At 49.5% G+C, this 16,690-nt stretch carries 16 protein-coding genes and 1 pseudogene; 5 read left to right on the top strand and 12 right to left on the bottom strand.

Features of this window, described 5'->3' with window-relative positions:
* Positions 1-277: 277 nt before the first annotated feature.
* Positions 278-997, top strand: a complete 720-nt coding sequence (locus tag BN1247_RS01120; RefSeq protein ID WP_054948731.1) for a glycerophosphodiester phosphodiesterase — start codon at positions 278-280, stop codon at positions 995-997.
* A gap of 293 nt (positions 998-1,290) precedes the next feature.
* On the opposite strand, the gene BN1247_RS01115 is transcribed toward BN1247_RS01120, so the two are convergent.
* From BN1247_RS01115 to BN1247_RS01100, 4 genes are all read right to left on the bottom strand, one after another.
* Complete coding sequence (locus BN1247_RS01115; RefSeq protein ID WP_054948730.1) at positions 1,291-2,343, bottom strand: 2,3-butanediol dehydrogenase; 1,053 nt, start codon at positions 2,341-2,343, stop codon at positions 1,291-1,293.
* A gap of 314 nt (positions 2,344-2,657) precedes the next feature.
* Entirely contained in the window at positions 2,658-3,710 is a 1,053-nt protein-coding gene (locus tag BN1247_RS01110; RefSeq protein WP_054948729.1) for a 2,3-butanediol dehydrogenase, read from the bottom strand.
* A 177-nt stretch (positions 3,711-3,887) separates the two neighbouring features.
* The gene (locus tag BN1247_RS01105) at positions 3,888-4,532 is read right to left on the bottom strand and encodes a serine/threonine-protein kinase (protein WP_187119685.1); all 645 of its coding nucleotides are present in this window, start codon (positions 4,530-4,532) and stop codon (positions 3,888-3,890) included.
* Between the two features lie 386 nt (positions 4,533-4,918).
* Positions 4,919-6,229 (bottom strand): pyrimidine-nucleoside phosphorylase, encoded by a 1,311-nt coding sequence (locus tag BN1247_RS01100; protein WP_054948728.1) that lies wholly within the window; start codon positions 6,227-6,229, stop codon positions 4,919-4,921.
* A 404-nt stretch (positions 6,230-6,633) separates the two neighbouring features.
* Here BN1247_RS01100 and BN1247_RS01095 point away from each other — a divergent pair, with 404 nt between their 5' ends.
* Positions 6,634-7,410, top strand: coding sequence for a glucose 1-dehydrogenase (locus BN1247_RS01095; protein ID WP_054951433.1), 777 nt, complete (start codon positions 6,634-6,636; stop codon positions 7,408-7,410).
* 103 nt (positions 7,411-7,513) lie between these two features.
* Here BN1247_RS01095 and BN1247_RS01090 read toward each other — a convergent pair whose 3' ends face one another.
* Entirely contained in the window at positions 7,514-7,891 is a 378-nt protein-coding gene (locus BN1247_RS01090) for a DUF3139 domain-containing protein (protein ID WP_054948727.1), read from the bottom strand.
* A 225-nt stretch (positions 7,892-8,116) separates the two neighbouring features.
* Here BN1247_RS01090 and msrB point away from each other — a divergent pair.
* Positions 8,117-8,623: pseudogene (gene msrB, locus BN1247_RS01085) on the top strand (peptide-methionine (R)-S-oxide reductase MsrB); the annotation flags it as partial.
* A 270-nt stretch (positions 8,624-8,893) separates the two neighbouring features.
* Here msrB and BN1247_RS01080 read toward each other — a convergent pair.
* The 7 genes from BN1247_RS01080 to BN1247_RS01050 all read right to left on the bottom strand — a co-directional run bounded on the left by BN1247_RS01080 (position 8,894) and on the right by BN1247_RS01050 (position 15,020).
* The gene (locus tag BN1247_RS01080) at positions 8,894-9,706 is read right to left on the bottom strand and encodes a 5'-methylthioadenosine/adenosylhomocysteine nucleosidase (protein ID WP_315969581.1); all 813 of its coding nucleotides are present in this window, start codon (positions 9,704-9,706) and stop codon (positions 8,894-8,896) included.
* 23 nt (positions 9,707-9,729) lie between these two features.
* Positions 9,730-10,737, bottom strand: coding sequence for a catabolite control protein A (gene ccpA, locus BN1247_RS01075; protein WP_054948725.1), 1,008 nt, complete (start codon positions 10,735-10,737; stop codon positions 9,730-9,732).
* Positions 10,738-11,087: 350 nt separating this feature from the next.
* Positions 11,088-12,179 (bottom strand): bifunctional 3-deoxy-7-phosphoheptulonate synthase/chorismate mutase, encoded by a 1,092-nt coding sequence (locus BN1247_RS01070; RefSeq protein WP_054948724.1) that lies wholly within the window; start codon positions 12,177-12,179, stop codon positions 11,088-11,090.
* A gap of 189 nt (positions 12,180-12,368) precedes the next feature.
* On the bottom strand, positions 12,369-13,127 hold the full coding sequence (locus BN1247_RS01065; RefSeq protein WP_054948723.1) for an anti-sigma factor: 759 nt from the start codon (positions 13,125-13,127) through the stop codon (positions 12,369-12,371).
* 17 nt (positions 13,128-13,144) lie between these two features.
* Positions 13,145-13,684: an RNA polymerase sigma factor gene (locus BN1247_RS01060; RefSeq protein WP_054948722.1), complete on the bottom strand. Its 540-nt coding sequence runs from the start codon at positions 13,682-13,684 to the stop codon at positions 13,145-13,147.
* A gap of 393 nt (positions 13,685-14,077) precedes the next feature.
* Positions 14,078-14,572 (bottom strand): YtxH domain-containing protein, encoded by a 495-nt coding sequence (locus tag BN1247_RS01055; protein WP_054948721.1) that lies wholly within the window; start codon positions 14,570-14,572, stop codon positions 14,078-14,080.
* A gap of 4 nt (positions 14,573-14,576) precedes the next feature.
* Positions 14,577-15,020, bottom strand: coding sequence for a DUF948 domain-containing protein (locus BN1247_RS01050; protein WP_054948720.1), 444 nt, complete (start codon positions 15,018-15,020; stop codon positions 14,577-14,579).
* A 175-nt stretch (positions 15,021-15,195) separates the two neighbouring features.
* Between BN1247_RS01050 and BN1247_RS01045 the strand changes: the two genes are divergently transcribed.
* Both BN1247_RS01045 and BN1247_RS01040 read left to right on the top strand, forming a co-directional pair.
* Complete coding sequence (locus tag BN1247_RS01045; RefSeq protein WP_054948719.1) at positions 15,196-15,405, top strand: hypothetical protein; 210 nt, start codon at positions 15,196-15,198, stop codon at positions 15,403-15,405.
* Positions 15,406-15,546: 141 nt separating this feature from the next.
* Positions 15,547-16,635, top strand: coding sequence for an isocitrate/isopropylmalate family dehydrogenase (locus tag BN1247_RS01040; protein ID WP_054948718.1), 1,089 nt, complete (start codon positions 15,547-15,549; stop codon positions 16,633-16,635).
* The last annotated feature ends 55 nt before the right edge of the window (positions 16,636-16,690 follow it).

Here is a 16,690-nt window from a genome sequence, read left to right as displayed (position 1 = left end):
GATGTAGCTTCAGGACGATAAACTCACTTATTCAAATGTTTCGTTTCCCGGAGTATACCACTGACTAGTTGTTGGGTCAAGGGGGGTAATTGTGAAGTGGCGCTTACAATTGCGATACAATTAATTTCGTGTTAATTAGCTTGACGCTTTGTCCCGATTGTAGTACTTTCACGTAAAGCACGTCTATTCAAAGGTAAGTAAGCACGGCGTTGTAAACAGCTAGTCAGTCTTTATATGGGAATCACGATATGTGAAAAACAGACGAAGGGGAGATTCGATGTTTGTCATTGCCCACCGCGGCGCTTCCGGGACAGCTCCCGAAAATACGATGGCTGCATTTGATAAAGCACTTTCGCTCAAGGTAGATGCGATTGAAACAGATATACAACTAACGAAAGACGGCGTGCCCGTCATTTGTCACGATCAGAGGATTGACCGCACGAGCGACGGATCGGGATTTGTTTGTGACTACACGTTGGAAGAGCTAAGGCAGTTCGACTTTAGCGGCAAGTTTTCCTCCGACTTCCGCGGGGAAAAAATCCCGACATTGGAGCAGTTTCTACAGCGGGTGCAGCACGAAGACGTTATTTTAAATATCGAAATAAAAAATGGCCCGATTTATTACGACGGCATCGAAGATCAGCTGCTCACGCTACTCAAAACGTATGATTGTCTCGGCAAGACAGTCGTCAACTCCTTTGACTTCCAATGCTTAGACACGGTCAGGCAGCTAGACCCGACCGTCAAGATTGGTCTCATTTTGCCGATTAACTTCGCTAAGCTGTTTGACTACATTGACCTACTCGGTTATACGCCTTATAGCCTACACCCGAAATCGTTCTATTTGACCGACGAGTTGATCAGCGGCGCAAAGGAGCGCAACATTAAGGTCTACCCTTGGTCTGTCGACGGCCGGATCGGCGAACGTGTAAACTACGAAGCACTCGGTGTCGACGGCGTCTGCACGAACTACCCGGAACGGTTTATTAACAAGTAACGATCCGCTACTAACCATGTGCTACAAAGCATTCACGGCGTACTCAAGGATACGTTATCTGCACGGATAACACACTTAGTCGTAGCATTTTTTCACGAGAAGCTAACTAACTGTAGTGTTTGCACGAGGCGCACACTTAGTCGCAGCGAAAACAGGAGGTGGGACAGCCCCACCTCCTTACGCATGTGCAAAGCAACGCATCACATACGTTCCGCTAAATAAATTTAACCAATTAAACGTTGCGTCAATCGACGGCTTCTTCTTCATGCAGAAAATAAGCGATTTTCGCAGCTTTAATTTGGCTTTACTAGAATTTTAATTTGGCTCTTCTCCGCGACGAGTGCGTCGAACCCTTCGGTTGCGACGTCGTCGACGTCGATCTTCTTCGTGATCAATTGATCCGCTTTAATTTGACCGTCGGCAATCAGTTTAATGACCGCCGGGAAAATGTCACAGTAAGCGATCGTACCGATGACGTCACATTCTTTGAACAAGAGTTGGTTCGGATCGATCGCAGCCCGTTTTTCCCACACGCTAATGACGACAACTTGTCCGTCAAATTTGATGCTGTCGATCGCTTGGTTCAACACGGCTTCGATCCCGGCCACTTCAAAGCTGATGTCGGCTCCGCCGTCTGTCAAGCGGTGAATTTCTTTCACTGGATCGACTTCCGTCGGGTCGAGGACAATGTCGGCGCCCATTTTTTTCGCGAACTCTTTACGTTCTGGAGACACTTCGACGGCGATAATTTGCGCTGCACCTGCCGCTTTGGCAGCCATAATCGTTAGCAACCCGATCGGGCCGGCACCGAATACAGCTACCGAATCGCCGATGCGCATCTTACTTTTCCGTACCGCGTGCACTGCGACGGCGGTCGGTTCCACGAGTGCCCCTTGTTCGAACGTCATATTGTCCGGGATTTTGTGTACCATTTTTTCGGTCATGACGGTATACTCGGAAAAGCCACCGCCACCGCCGATTAGTCCGTGGAAACCGAGCACTTCACAACGGTTGTACTTGCCACTTAAGCATGCCGGACATTTGCCGCAGTTGTAAATCGGCTCGACGACGACGCGGTCGCCTGCTTTAAATTTCGTTACGCCCTCGCCGACTTCGACCACTTCACCCGAAAACTCGTGGCCGAGGACGACGGGTGCTTTTTCATTCGTTAGCGGATGTGGTTCGTCTCCCGGAATAAGGATCGGTCCCGCTAAATACTCATGCAAGTCGGAACCGCAAATGCCACACCATTTTACTTTAATTTTTACTGTACCCGGTTTCACATCAGGTACTGGAATGTCTTCGACGCGAATATCTTTGACTCCGTGCCATCGTGCTGCTTTCACTACGACATCACTCCTGTGTAGGGGAAATTATTCGCTTACGTCTCTAACCCTAGCAGTGCCCTACGAAATTAATTGTATCAAAAATTAACTAGCTTTCGGGGAAACAAACTTAACAATTTAGCAACGTTTTTTGGGTTACTCGCTACTTTTTTGAAGCTGACCAACGATTACGAAGCTGTTTGAAGAAAAGAACGTCGTTATTACGAGAATACATACAATAATTTAAGGAAGTGGGGCGATCCCACCTCCTTACGTACAATTAGTGTTACATATTATAAGCAATATTTACAGCGTAAAATGCATGTTATTTCGCCTTAGTCTGGTTTGACTAAAATTTTAATTTGGTTCTTCTCTGCCAATAATGCTTCCAACCCATCAGAAACAACGTTGTCGATGTCGATCTTCTTCGTGACCAACTCATCGGCTTTGATGCGGCCGTCGGCAATAAGCTTAATGACTCCTGGAAAAATGTCGCAATAACCAATCGTGCCGATGACGTCGCATTCTTTGAAGAGCAGCTTGTTCGGATCAATCGCGGCACGCTGTTCCCATACACTGATAACGACGACTTGTCCGTCGAACTTGACGCTGTCAATCGCTTGATTCAACACTTCCTCGATGCCAGCCACTTCAAAACTGATGTCGACACCACCGCCGGTTAAGCGATGAATTTCTTCCACAACATCAATTTCCGTCGGGTCGAGGACGATGTCGGCACCCACTTTTGCAGCGTATTGTTTGCGCTCTTGCGACACTTCGACGGCAATGACACGAGCCGCGCCAGCTGCCTTAGCAGCCATAATCGTTAGCAAGCCGATCGGGCCAGTACCGAATACGGCAACCGAATCGCCGATGCGCAGCTTACTTTTTCGCACGGCGTGTACGGCGACAGCTGTCGGTTCGACAAGAGCCCCTTGTTCGAACGTCATATTGTCCGGGATTTTGTGTACCATTTTTTCAGGTGTAACGGTATACTCGGAAAATCCGCCCCCGCCACCGATTACCCCGTAAAAGCCGAGCATCTCGCAACGATTGTACTTTCCACTGCGACAGGCAGGGCATTTGCCGCAATTGTAAATCGGTTCGACAACAACGCGATCGCCCGCTTTATACTTTGTCACGCCTTCGCCGACTTCAACGACTTCACCCGAAAACTCGTGGCCGAAAACGACGGGGGCCTGTTCCTTTGTGAGCGGATGCGGCTTGTCAATCGGCACCATAACCGGTCCTGTTGTATACTCGTGTAAATCAGAACCGCAAATGCCACACCACTTCACTTTAATTTTCACTGTTCCTGGTCTTACCCCGGGTACTGGAATGTCGTCAACGCGCATATCCTTAAGCCCGTGCCATCGTGCTGCTTTCATTTCGACATCACTCCTGTGTAGGGGATTATTCCTTAAATACCTGACTCTTGCTGCTCCGTACAAGATAAATTGTATCAGCGTATTACTTCTTTTCGCTATGACGGGTTTTACAATTTTCGTAACGTCTTTATAGGAACTTTTCATGTTTGATGGTGAGCCCTTTTTTAAATCAAACAGTTACCAGAGCAGTTTGTACCAGTACGAGATCGTGTTTAATATAAAGGAATGGACTTTGGCACCTTGAATAAACGGATAAAAACGTTCGTACGCCCACATTAAATGTTCCCAGCGATAATCGTTCCCATCCTTAACGTATTCCGAAACATCGACAATTTTAGCTCTACCTTCCTGTAGCAACACGTTTTTTAGATGAATGTCCCGCGGATTTAACTTACGGGCACGCACAAACTCGCGCGCCTGTTCGACGTCGATCATCACTTGCTCCGGGACGGGAATACCGCGCAAAAGACACTCGTACAACGTATAACCTCGTTCAAAGCTAAGGGCGAGATAGTTATTCCCCGCCCCATAACATTGCGGAAAAAAGCGAGAACCAGCCAAACGGGCGTAGACGTGTGCTTCTACGTCTTTTTTTTGTATCGCGTCCGCGGTATACACTTTATAGGCATACGCCGGCAACTTCTCATAGCGGAACACGGCTGCATCTGTGCCAATCCCGATACAGCGCAAGCCGGGCACACCACCAGTCACTGTCACTGGCTCGTTGTTTCGATTTCCGATGACATTCACATGTTGAAGCACGTGATCCGCTTGCTTCCATTCCGGAAACATACTGTTCCTTTCCCCTCGTTCGTCGGTCATTTGCTGTGTAACTTGTGCAACAGCTTCGGAAAATGCAGGACTTCAGCAAATAACCCATTTTTTAGTATTATCGCCTTACCATACACGATTTATCATTCACAGGACGTCCGTCTAAACAATCACGCTCTCCTAAGCTCATTCAAGTATAAACTACAATAATAAGAACGACGTTTTCCATACGAAGGCTACTGGGAAAAGTTACAATTAAACAAACATATTTCATCTGTTTGTTCGCGTAAGTTCGAAAGTGGCAGTAGAAAAACGCAAAGAGTCCTCCCTCTATTTGGAGAACTCTTTGCGATTGCGCGCCGACTGTAGGTAGCCGTCGCAAGTGCGTGCTCACTTAATGGTGTTCACTTAATGGTGTTCACTATATCCGATACGACCTACCCTTCGGCGCGGACGACCGCGTGAACGAGTGGCGCTTCTTCTTGTTTAGCGTCAACTAGCGAATAAGCCGCTAGGAGACGCTCGCCGAGCTTCTCGTGCGCTTCGTCCCTCACGTGCAACGTGGCGATTGACTCGTTCGCCTCGACATAGTCACCAACTTTTTTGTTTAAGACGATGCCGACGGAAAGATCGATGTCGTCTTGTTTCGTCGCGCGGCCGGCCCCTAACAGCATCGCCGTGATGCCGACTTCTTCCGAAGCGATGTGGTGGACGTAACCAGCTCGCGGCGCGCACACGTCGAACTGGTGCGGCGCTGTCGGCAGCAACTCCGGTTGTCTCACTTGTCGCGGGTCACCGCCTTGTGATTCGACGAGCGTCACTAATTTTTCCAGCGCACTGCCGTCGCGAATCGCCGCCTGAAGCATGGCGCGCGCCTCGCGTTCATCGTCCGTTTTTCCGGCGAGCACGAGCATGTGACTGCCGAGGGCGAGACATAGCTCCTCAAGGTCCCTAGGGCCTTTTCCTTGCAACGTGTCAATCGCTTCTTTAATCTCAAGCGCGTTACCGACGGCGCGCCCGAGAGGTTGGTTCATGTCGCTAATGACGGCGACCGTTTGGCGGCCGACGTGGGCCCCAATGTTGACCATCGTCGTCGCCAGCGCTTTAGCCGCCTCGATATTTTTCATAAATGCGCCACTGCCGACTTTCACGTCGAGTACGATGCTGTCGGTGCCGGCAGCAATTTTTTTACTCATGATCGACGCGGCGATAAGCGGGATCGATTCGACCGTAGCGGTCACGTCGCGCAAGGCGTAAAGTAATTTATCTGCCGGGGTTAAATTCCCTGATTGTCCGACGAGTGACAGCTTGTTTTTGTTGACGAGTTCGACGAACCGTTCGTTGTCAATTTCGACACTGAAGTTAGAAAACGACTCCAGCTTGTCAATCGTACCGCCAGTATGTCCGAGACCGCGACCCGACATTTTAGCTACCGGCACGCCACATGCGGCGACGAGCGGCACGAGAATAATTGACGTCGTATCACCGACACCGCCCGTACTGTGTTTGTCGACAATTCTACCGTGAATCGCCGACAGGTCGATTTGTTCCCCAGAGTGGACGATCGCCATCGTTAAATCAGACGTTTCTCGCGTGTCCATCCCTCGAAAGTAAATCGCCATCAGCATCGCGCTCACTTGATAGTCCGGAATCTCACCGTTCGTGTAACTGGTAATAAAATACTGGATTTCATCTGTCGTGAGCGTGCCTCCGTCTCGTTTTTTATGAATGAGATCGACCATACGCATTCGAATGACCTCCTGTTTTCGTTGTACATCTTGAGTTGTACATCGTGAGTTGTACATCGTCTTCGTCGTAAACCGTTTACGTAGTAAGTTTTACCCTATTGTCCAACGATGGCATGTTGCAGTCGTCGTTTGTCCCCCGTTACTATTATGATACGAAATGCACATAACAGCAATCGTCTGCCGTCGTCGCGATCACATGCGAGAGCCCCTCATTTCAGTCATCGGCCTTTAATGCAATCTTTCCACGCTACCCATCCATTTTATAGCGCCAAACAGTACTTAAATGTACGATTAGTTATAAAACGTTCAGGGATACGCACGGCGAACAGACATCATATGGGCTACAATAAAGATGGCTAGTTTTTTCCATAGCTTAATTATAACAACAATCGGAGGTATGAATGTTGGGACGTCTTGACGGAAAAGTAGCAATGGTAACTGGCGGTGCCGTCGGCATCGGACGGGCGACAGTTGAACTTTTTGCAAAAGAAGGTGCGAAAGTAGTCGTCGCCGACATTAAAGAAGAGGCGGGACAAGCACTCGCCCGTGAAATTAAAGCGAACGGCGGCGAAGCGCTCTTTTTACAAATTGACGTGACCAAGGAAGAAGACTGGAAACGGGCGATGCAAACAGTCATCGACTCGTATGGCAAATTGCACGTGTTGGTCAACAACGCCGGCATTTCCCTCGCCAAAGACATCGAAGAGACGACTCTCGAAGATTGGAGCAACGTGATGACTGTCAACGCGACAGGCGTGTTCCTCGGCACAAAATTCGCCATCGAAACGATGAAACAGCACGGCGAACCGTGCTCGATTATAAACCGCTCTTCGATTGACGGACAAATTGCTGAACCGGGGCTGTTTGCCTACTGTGCATCAAAAGGTGCCGTTACGATTTTATCAAAATCTGCAGCGCTCGCCTGCGGGAAGAAGAAGTATAACATCCGCGTCAACACGGTCCATCCGGGGTACGTACATACCGATTTGACCGAAGAAGAAGCGCGCGGTTACGGGCTCGAACCAGAAGAGTATTTGAAAAAAGTCGGCGAACTCCATCCGATCGGCCGTATCGGTGTACCGGAAGACATCGCCTACATGGATTTATATTTAGCCTCCGACGAATCGAAGTGGACGACAGGTGCAGAATTTGTCGTCGACGGTGGCTGGACGGCGCAATAGTCGAATGATGTAAGGGCGCTTCGCGAATAGTCGTATGTCGCGGCGCGCCCTTCGGCCCAAGTGTATGATCGACGATCCACTTGTATGATCACAGCTCGGAACGTTATTTTTCTTTCCCGTCACTCGTTTCGATAATACCGTTACCCGTTTCGGCGTGTTTATTTTTTTTGCTCGCTTTATTGCTGCCGTTGACGCCTACTTGCACAATTTTTCCCTCCACTTGCTGGTAGGTGTATTCGGTGTCAGGTTCGTCGGCAAACACCACGGCGACTAACACGCCGTTATCTCCGCCCTGTGCGAGAGCCGCTTCGATTTTTTTAATATCACTCTCTTTATATTTCATTGACTCTGTCAAGTAGCTCCAGGTCTTCTCTTTCGTTTCTTCGACAACTTTATTCCCTTGATAGTTCCAGAACAACGTCCCGCCAACCATTAAGGCTATGACAAAAATAAAAGTGAGAACGAGTTTCTTTTTATCCATAGTTACCTCTCTTATCCGGAGGCGGCCACCTGAGTGCGATCGCCGCCCGCGTTTGCGATACTTTTTTCCCTTATATTGTACCAAATCCAGCTCTGTTGGCAATAATACTGGTAATATAGAGCTATACATGTATGCGATACGCTGTATGTGACGACCAAACAGAGTCGTATGCTACGCGTAAGGAAGCAATAAAAAACGCCACTATACGGCACAATTATTCTGTGGGGTGACGACATGAATCGCAAACAAAACGACACGCACGGCAATGAACACGGCGCAAGTAAACATAAGGATCTTCTCAAAGAGCGCCTAACGGAAATACAGTATGCGGTAACACAAGAAGACGCGACGGAACCGCCCTTTGCCAATGCGTACTGGAACAACACGCGCGAAGGCATTTACGTCGACATCGTATCCGGTGAACCGCTGTTCAGTTCACGTGACCAGTACGACGCCGGCTGTGGCTGGCCGAGTTTTTCTAAACCTTTGCATGCGGAAAAGATTATCGAAAAGGCAGATTACAGTCACAACATGGTGCGTACGGAGGTGAGGAGCAAAGAGGCGGACTCCCACCTCGGCCACGTGTTCCCGGACGGTCCACCTTCCACTGGCTTGCGCTATTGCATCAACTCAGCCGCATTGCGCTTTATTCCAAAGGAAGATCTCGAACAGGAAGGATACGGAGAGTACGTGTCGTTATTTAAACGCGGATCCGACGACGAAATCGAGTAGGAGGGGACGATTAACCTCCTGCCTCGATAGGAGCGAACGACGGCACCACTTGGCTGGCGCATTAGGTGCAGCTATCTTAGAACGTCTATTCAAGCTCAACTGGATCGAACGGCGGTTTGCAAACACACGTGCAGTCAAGATAACAAAAAATGGTGAGCGTGGATTGAGGGACCAATGGGGATTGTCTGTACCACTCAAATAAGATAAGAATTGTAACCATAAAATACAAGGAAAAAACCCACCTCTACACAAAGGTGGATTCGTTGCTCGTTACAACAACTGTAACATACGGCGCACGATGCGGTACGACTGCTCAGCCGCCAACTTCGTAAAAGCAGCAAAATTGACGTCGGCGGAATGGTCGGCTTTGTCGGAGATGGAACGGATAACGACGAATGGTAACTCGTGTAGGTCACACACTTGCGCCACCGCCGCCCCTTCCATCTCGGTACACCACCCGCCGAACACCTCGCGTAAGCGCTGCACGACTTCTGTGTCAGCAATAAATTGATCCCCGGAGAGGACGCTTCCCGTATACGTCGCATGTTCGATTACCTCTTCGCCCGCTTGACGCGCTGCGGCAACAAATCGCTCATCCGCCTTAAACACGGACCGCGGGTGGTAAGGGATTGTCCCTGGCGGAAAACCGAGTGCGCTGGCATCGACGTCGTGTTGCAGACATTCGCTCGAGATGACAACATCGCCAATGTCGAGCTTAGGGTGTAAAGCACCTGCCACGCCCGTAAAAATGATTGCTTCGACCTTGTCAACTGAGATTAAGCTTTCCGTACAAACGGCCGCGTTAACTTTCCCGACGCCGCACTGACAGACAACGATGGAACGATCCATAAACGTGCCGCGGTAATACGTCGTACCGCCGCGTTTTTCTTGCGCATCGACGGTCATATGTCCTAACAACAGCGCAACTTCTTCCTTCATCGCGCCAATAATGCCAAACTTCGTCACAACTATCCCTTCCCCGTTCGCAGCTTCTAAGGATTCCCTCGCAAAAACTAAGGCCCGCGAAAGTTCACCGTGCCATTCGCGGGCCACCCCATATTTATAGAACGCGATCTGTCCCAAGCGGGTTTCCGCATAATAGCGACCTACGCTTTCGTTTTCGTCGAATCGCGCAACATGACGTCGTATTGCAGGACGACGTGGGGATCTTCAACGGACTCTTTATTGATCAACTTCGTGAGTAAACGCATCGACACCGCACCGATGTCGTACATCGGTTGGGCGATCGTACTGAGTAGCGGACGCACCATGGAGGCGATGTCAATATTGTCGAAACCGACCACAGAAATGTCCTCCGGCACCCGCTTGCCCGCGTCTTGGATGGCGTGAATCGCGCCGACTGCCATTTCGTCACTCGCGGCAAAAACGGCTGTTGGCGGCTTGTCCAACGCTAACAGCTCCTTCATGACGTTCATACCGGAGCGATAGCGGTAATCACCGATGCGTACATATTCTTCTTGGAACGGAATTTCCCGCGCTTCCAGTGCTTGGCGGTACCCTTTATAGCGGCTGTAGCCGTTGATCGGGTCGGTTAATGGACCGCTAATGAGGGCAATATCTTTGTGCCCTTCGTCAATGAGAATTTCCGTCGCGTCAATCGCGGCACTCAAATTGTCGATGTTGACTGACGGCCACTGTTTTTCATCGTCAAACGTCGCCGTAAGCACGATCGGCACAGAGGTCGTGCGAAACGCTTCCTTATGCTCGTCCGTCACTTCGCCGCCCAAAAAGATCAAACCGTCGACTTGTTTTTCGAGCAACGTATTGATGAGGCGGATTTCTTTTTCTTTCTTTTCATCAGAGTTGCATAAAATAATGTTATAGTGGTACATATTAGCAATATCTTCGATTCCACGTGCCACTTCGGCAAAGAAAGCACCCGAAATGTCGGGGATGACGACTCCGACTGTCGTCGTCTTCTTGCTCGCCAACCCGCGGGCTACCGCGTTCGGACGATATCCTAACCGATCGATCGCATCCAACACTTTTTTACGCGTCGTCGGTTTGACGTTCGGGTTTGCGTTGACGACCCGCGACACGGTAGCCATCGATACGCCTGCTTCACGTGCAACATCGTATATTGTTACTGGCATCATTATCTCCTCATTTTCGTCATTTTCCATTAATTACCAACGGCGTGCATCCCGTATGTTTCCATAACTTTAGCATACGACAAAACATACAATAGTGTAAACTTGTCTCGCCAACTGTTCAGAGAAAGTTCATGTTATAGAGTACGACAGCTCTTATTATTCCTCAAATTGCTGTCTACTAATCATTTCCTTTCAAAAAACCCAGCAAAAGAACTAACTGGGAGGGTTAGTTCTTTTACTGCCATTTATTTAATGTAGAAAAACGGTTGCCGTATTCAAACGCAAAATATCGTTATGCGATTTAGAAAGTTGTTTATATCAAAAAAGTTTCGTTCGTCGCAGAAAATCACCTATACGACTTTCTGAGGTACATTGAGCAGGCCGGAAGCAACTAAGTCGCGCATTAACGCTTCGAATTGCGGCAAGTCGATTTGTTGTTTCGCGTCAGAGAGTGCCACCGCCGGATTTGGGTGAGTTTCGACCATGATGCCGTTCGCACCAGCGGCTAGCGCCGCTTTGGCGATCGGTAACAAAATGTCGCGCCGTCCGGTTGAATGGCTAATGTCCACTAAGATCGGTAAGTGCGTCTCTTGTTTTAATATCGGGACGGCAGAAATGTCGAGCGTGTTGCGCGTCGCTTTCTCGTACGTGCGAATACCGCGCTCACATAAAATCACTTGCGTATTCCCTTGGGCGACGATGTATTCCGCCGCAAAAATAAACTCGTCGATCGTCGCCGACATCCCCCGCTTCAACAGTACCGGTGTCCGCGTTTGTCCCGCCCGCTTCAATAGCTCGAAGTTTTGCATGTTACGGGCACCGATTTGAATGACATCGACGTACTCGGTAGCCATGGCGATATGTTCTGGAGTCACAATCTCGCTAATGACGGCCAGATCAAACTCGTTCGCTACTTTACGCAAAATTTTCAGACCTTCTTCACCCAAACCTTGGAAGTCATACGGCGACGTCCGCGGTTTAAAGGCGCCCCCGCGAATGAACGGCATCCCCATCCGCTTTAGTGAGGCAGCTACTTGCCGCACTTGCTCCTCGCTTTCGATGGAACAAGGCCCGGCGACAACCATATGCTTACCATTGCCCACTTCTTCGCGGCCGATCGTAACGACTGTATCTTCCTTTTGTTCTTTGCGGCTAACGAGCAATACCTTTTGCTGGTCTTTTAGCTGTAGATCGAGGGACGCCTTGAAAATTTGCTTAAACAAATAACGAACCGTATTGTCGTCGAACGGCCCGGTATTTTTATCTACCAAAACGTCCAACATTTTCTTCTCGCGAATCGGATCGTACGTATTGACACCTTGTTTTGCCTTTACCTTGCCGACTTGTTGCACAATTTCTGCCCGGCGACTCATGGCGTCTAGTATTTCTAAGTTAATGTTGTCGAGTGCTGCTCTAAGCTGCTCCAACTGTGCTTTTGACATATCCATCCCCCGGTAAGCTTTTTGTCATTATAGCTTACCGTCTACTAGATTGCCACCCCGAAGTTGGAACCGAGGGACTTTTTTTTACTGCAGATTTTTAATACGCCCATTCGCCCATTACGCCCGTACACGAAAAGAACCGGGAAGAAGATCCCCCTTCCGCGACAAAAACAAAACCGCGAGCGCCACTTAATGGGCGGCCTCAGTCGAAACCGGAGCGGACAAATTCTCAAACCAGTCAGCGATGTCCCGCTTCGATTCCGGAAATTGAAACGTTTCGTATTCCAGTTGCTCATCGAAGTCGACCATTACCGATGTCGGGTACGTCACATCGGTAAGTGCCGCCGACTTATCGATTTTCGCACCGATATACGCGAGCAGCGACATTAACGTCTGTTCGTCCGGCACGGCGACAAAGACGAAGCGACTGGCCAAATCGCTCCACTCACGTTTTTCTTTCATAAAATAAGGCATCGCACTCGGATAAACTAAAGCAGCCTCCATCTTTGCGCCTTCCCGATCGAGCGCGTGTAAGTCCCCTTTTTCCAACTTGCTAGGACGGACGACGTGTACGTAGTCGCCACTCGGAATATGTAATTGTTCCCCTTGTGCCGCCAACACGGTCACAGCGTGTTGCATCGGCTGTGTCGCTGTATCGTTCCCACGGCCGGAGAAGAAAAACTTCGTCAACGGGAACACAGTCGCAAACGAAACGACAACCGTACAAACAGCGACCCACTTGAGAAAACCACGCAAAAAAACAGGGGTCTCGGGACGTATATCTTGCCGGATATCTTCCAAGGAAGAAACGAGCGCAACCATTTCGCGCAGCTCACTGCGACATTCGGGACACGTGCGCGTATGCTCCAAAAGATGGCGCCGTTCCGCTTCGCTAATCTCTTGGTCGACGTAAAGCTGTATGTATCGATCGACATCACGGCAAGTCATTCAAGTCATCCTTTTCCTTAAGAAAGTCGTTCTTTAAGCATTTTTCGCGCCCGGAAGAGTTGTGTTTTCACCGTCCCTTCGGGTATGTCGAGCGTTTCACTAATTTCGGCGTAGGAAAAGCCGTTGAAATGCCGTAAAATAATCACGCGTTGGTAAATTTCCGGCAGCTTCTCGATTTCTTTTTTAATGCGTTCAACCATCAGTCGCTGCTCGACTTGTTCTTCAACCGATTGCAACTGAGCGTTGTGTGGCGGTTCTGAAGCGATAAACGCGTCTTCGAGCGCCACCAGTTTCAAGCTCTTTTTCCTTTTTTGGTCGCGAAAGCGGTTCGTCATCATCGTGCGCAACCAAGCTTTTAGCGACTTCTCGTAAACGTATTTGTGCGATTTGCGATGCGCTTGCCATATCGTCTCCTGCGTCAAGTCTTTCGCGTCTTCGGTGTTACCTGTCAAACGGTATGCGACACTATATAAATAACGGCTGTGTTGCTGAATGCGCTCCATAAATTCGTCAGTTACGGATTTTGGGTATGCTAACCCTGATTTATTAGGTTTCATGGGAACCTCCTGAATGAATAAAAGATAATAGGATGAATAATTGCGAACGAATAAACTACTAGTCGTGTAATGGATGAATGAATGAATAAATTAGATGAAATAAAAGAATGAATGATAGTGCGACTTTCGTTCAATCGTAAAATCTAGCACCAATATGGTTAACGGATAATAGGGACGAGTTGTTTCACCATTTTATAAAAACAAGTCCCGAGGAGCTGATCCGCCGTCTCGTAGACGTCCTACGAAGTAGCTGATCAACTCCTAGTACGACTCATCGCTATTTAGATCCGCTAGCTCTATATTAACAATGTCTACCCAGAGCTAGCAAGCCAAACTGTCTTGCAACATGAAATAAGTAAATCTCACTCGCGAATGTCACCTGCACGGCGACCGTTATTCCTTCTCAGGTTGTTCGCCCTTAGCTTCCTCTACTTCGCCTGCAACGTCTACCGCATCCTCTGCCGCGGCTGTAACTTGGCCGCCTACGGCGTTTTCTGTTGTACCTTCTCCCTCTGCGTCCTCGGCTTCCGCCGCCTTGTCTCCGGACACGATGACAGCGAGCGCTTTCCCTGAATCTTTCAGTTCATTCAATTCCTCGCCGAGGTCGTCTTTGACACCTTTGAACTTCGATATCATTTCGCTTGATTGATCCTTAACCGCTTGACTGATTTCGACCGTCTTATCTTTTACCGAACGGCTGACTTCTTGCGTCTTATCTTTGACCGTCACCCATTGCCGATTTAAATCGGCCCGCGTATCTCTTCCGGACTTCGGTGCGAGCAAAAGTGCGGTCACACCGCCGATGACCGCTCCAGCAACTGCGCCGACGATTAGGCCCTTTCCTTGTAACTTACAGCATTTTTCTTCCACTGCTCGTTTCTCCTCCATCGTTTTATTCTCCTCTCACTTCGCGCTTCGCCTTTTTCCACATTTGCCATACTTGTAAGCCAAAACCTGTCGCTGCGAGTAGCTTACCGAATTCTTGCTGGTGAGTGCGCGCTTGGGTAGCCACTGACGCAGACACTTGGTTGACACTGTCGCCAACGCCTTTGATCGACGCAAAAAGGCTGTCTAACTGGCTACTTTTTTGCCGTATATCAGCCGCCACTGCTTTCGTCTCCCGCATGACTCCTTCCGTTTCCCGCATAACCGCTTGCGTTTCCTTAAGCATGGCGACAGACTCTCTGCTGACCTTCTCTAAATCGCTTTCTAAGCGACCGACCGTTTGATTTAACGTGGCCAGCGTTTCGTTAATCCTTTTTACAACGGTGATCAAATAAGCGACGAGAACCGCGAAGGCAACGGCAATCACCGCCACACTAATTTCGACAATCAAACCTTTACCTCCTCCATGCATCCCATTCCACATCGAAACGGTGCACTTAAACTAATAACCCGATAATAACACAACAGACTATATATGCTACCCCCCCTTTCTCTCTGCTGAAACACTTTTTTAATTCACTCACATATTATGATACCAAAACTTCGCGGTAAAGGAGGAAAATGGAGTGGCAAAAAAACTACAAATCGAGTTTTCTGATAAGTCGATGGGTGAACTGGAACGCCTTAAAGCTGGAACGGATGCCACCTCTTACGCCCAAGTGTTGCGCACGGCTGTCCGCATTTACAGCTGGTGTATGGAGCACCAGCAGCAAAATCGCAAAATATACGCCAAAGATGCGAATGGGCAGGTCATTTACGAACTATTACTCCCATAACCGCCAGTTTTGTCGCCGCTTCCACCTCCTCCCCTGTCGACAATAGGGTGAAAGTTAGGGAAAAGAGGTAAACTGTACTCAAAAAGGATAATTATCGTTATAATATATGCGGAAGTTGAACCACTTCGAGGAGATGAAAGTATGGCAAGCAAAAAAACTGTCGTCGTCATGAAAGGCGATCAGACAGGTCAAGAACTGTTGGACGAAGCACTTCGCGTGCTCCATCCAGACGTGATCGGATTTGAGATTGGATTTGATGAATACGATCTTAGCTTGGAAAATCGGCGCAATACGAGTAACGAAGTCGTGCACGATGCCGCTCGCGCGATGACGAAGCACGGCTTTGGCATAAAAGCGGCAACGATTACACCGGAAGCGAAAAGCGACATCGGCAGCCCGAACGCCATTTTGCGCAAAGAGATCGACGGAAAAGTGATCGTGCGCACTGGCCGCCGTATTCCGGGCATTCGTCCCATCGGCGGAACGTTCGCTCCGATTTCAGTCATCCGCATGGCCGTCGGCGATGCTTACGGCGCCAAGGAGTGGCGCGAAGGGAGCGGCGACGATGAAATCGCCTACCGCACCGAAACGATTGACCGAAAGACGTGCCGCGCGGTGGCCGAGTACGCCTTTCGCCACGCCAAAAAAATGAATGCCAAAGTATTCGGCGGACCGAAGTTTACCGTTAGCCCCGTGTACGAAGGTATGCTGAAAGAGGAAATGGACGCGGCGAGTGAAAGATACCCAGAAGTCGCCTATGAACCGCAACTGATCGATGCCACATATGCGCTTTTGTTAAACAGTCACGGCGACGACCCGCTCGTCATTCCCGCACTCAACCGCGACGGCGACTGCTTGAGCGACATGGTGCTGCAGCTGTTCGGCTCGATTGCCGGCGCCGAATCGATGCTCATTAGCTTTGACGAGCAACTTAACCCCGACGTGGTCATGGCGGAGGCGCCTCACGGCACGGCGCCCTCACTCTTCGGGAAAAACCTTGCCAACCCGATGGCAATGATTCTCGCCGCCGCCTCCATGCTCACCTACTTCGGCGATAAACAGGCGACGACAGCTTCCCGCGCTATTTACGAGGCGACGATTGAAGCAGTCAAAGAAGGCACCCGCACGGCGGACCTACACGGAAGCGCCACGATGACCGAATTTACGAACGAAGTCATCTCAAAAGTGCAGACGAAACTCGACGTATGGAGCACGATCGAAGGCTTCTAGTGTGTGTTGCGTCGTCTTTAAGATCGAACAGAGCCCGCTGTCGCCTAAGCGACTT

The organism is Numidum massiliense, from assembly GCF_001375555.1.
Classification (GTDB): Bacteria; Bacillota; Bacilli; order Thermoactinomycetales; family Novibacillaceae; genus Numidum; species Numidum massiliense.
Note: the sequence above shows the minus strand (reverse complement) of the source record. Positions and strands in the feature narration are given on the sequence as shown.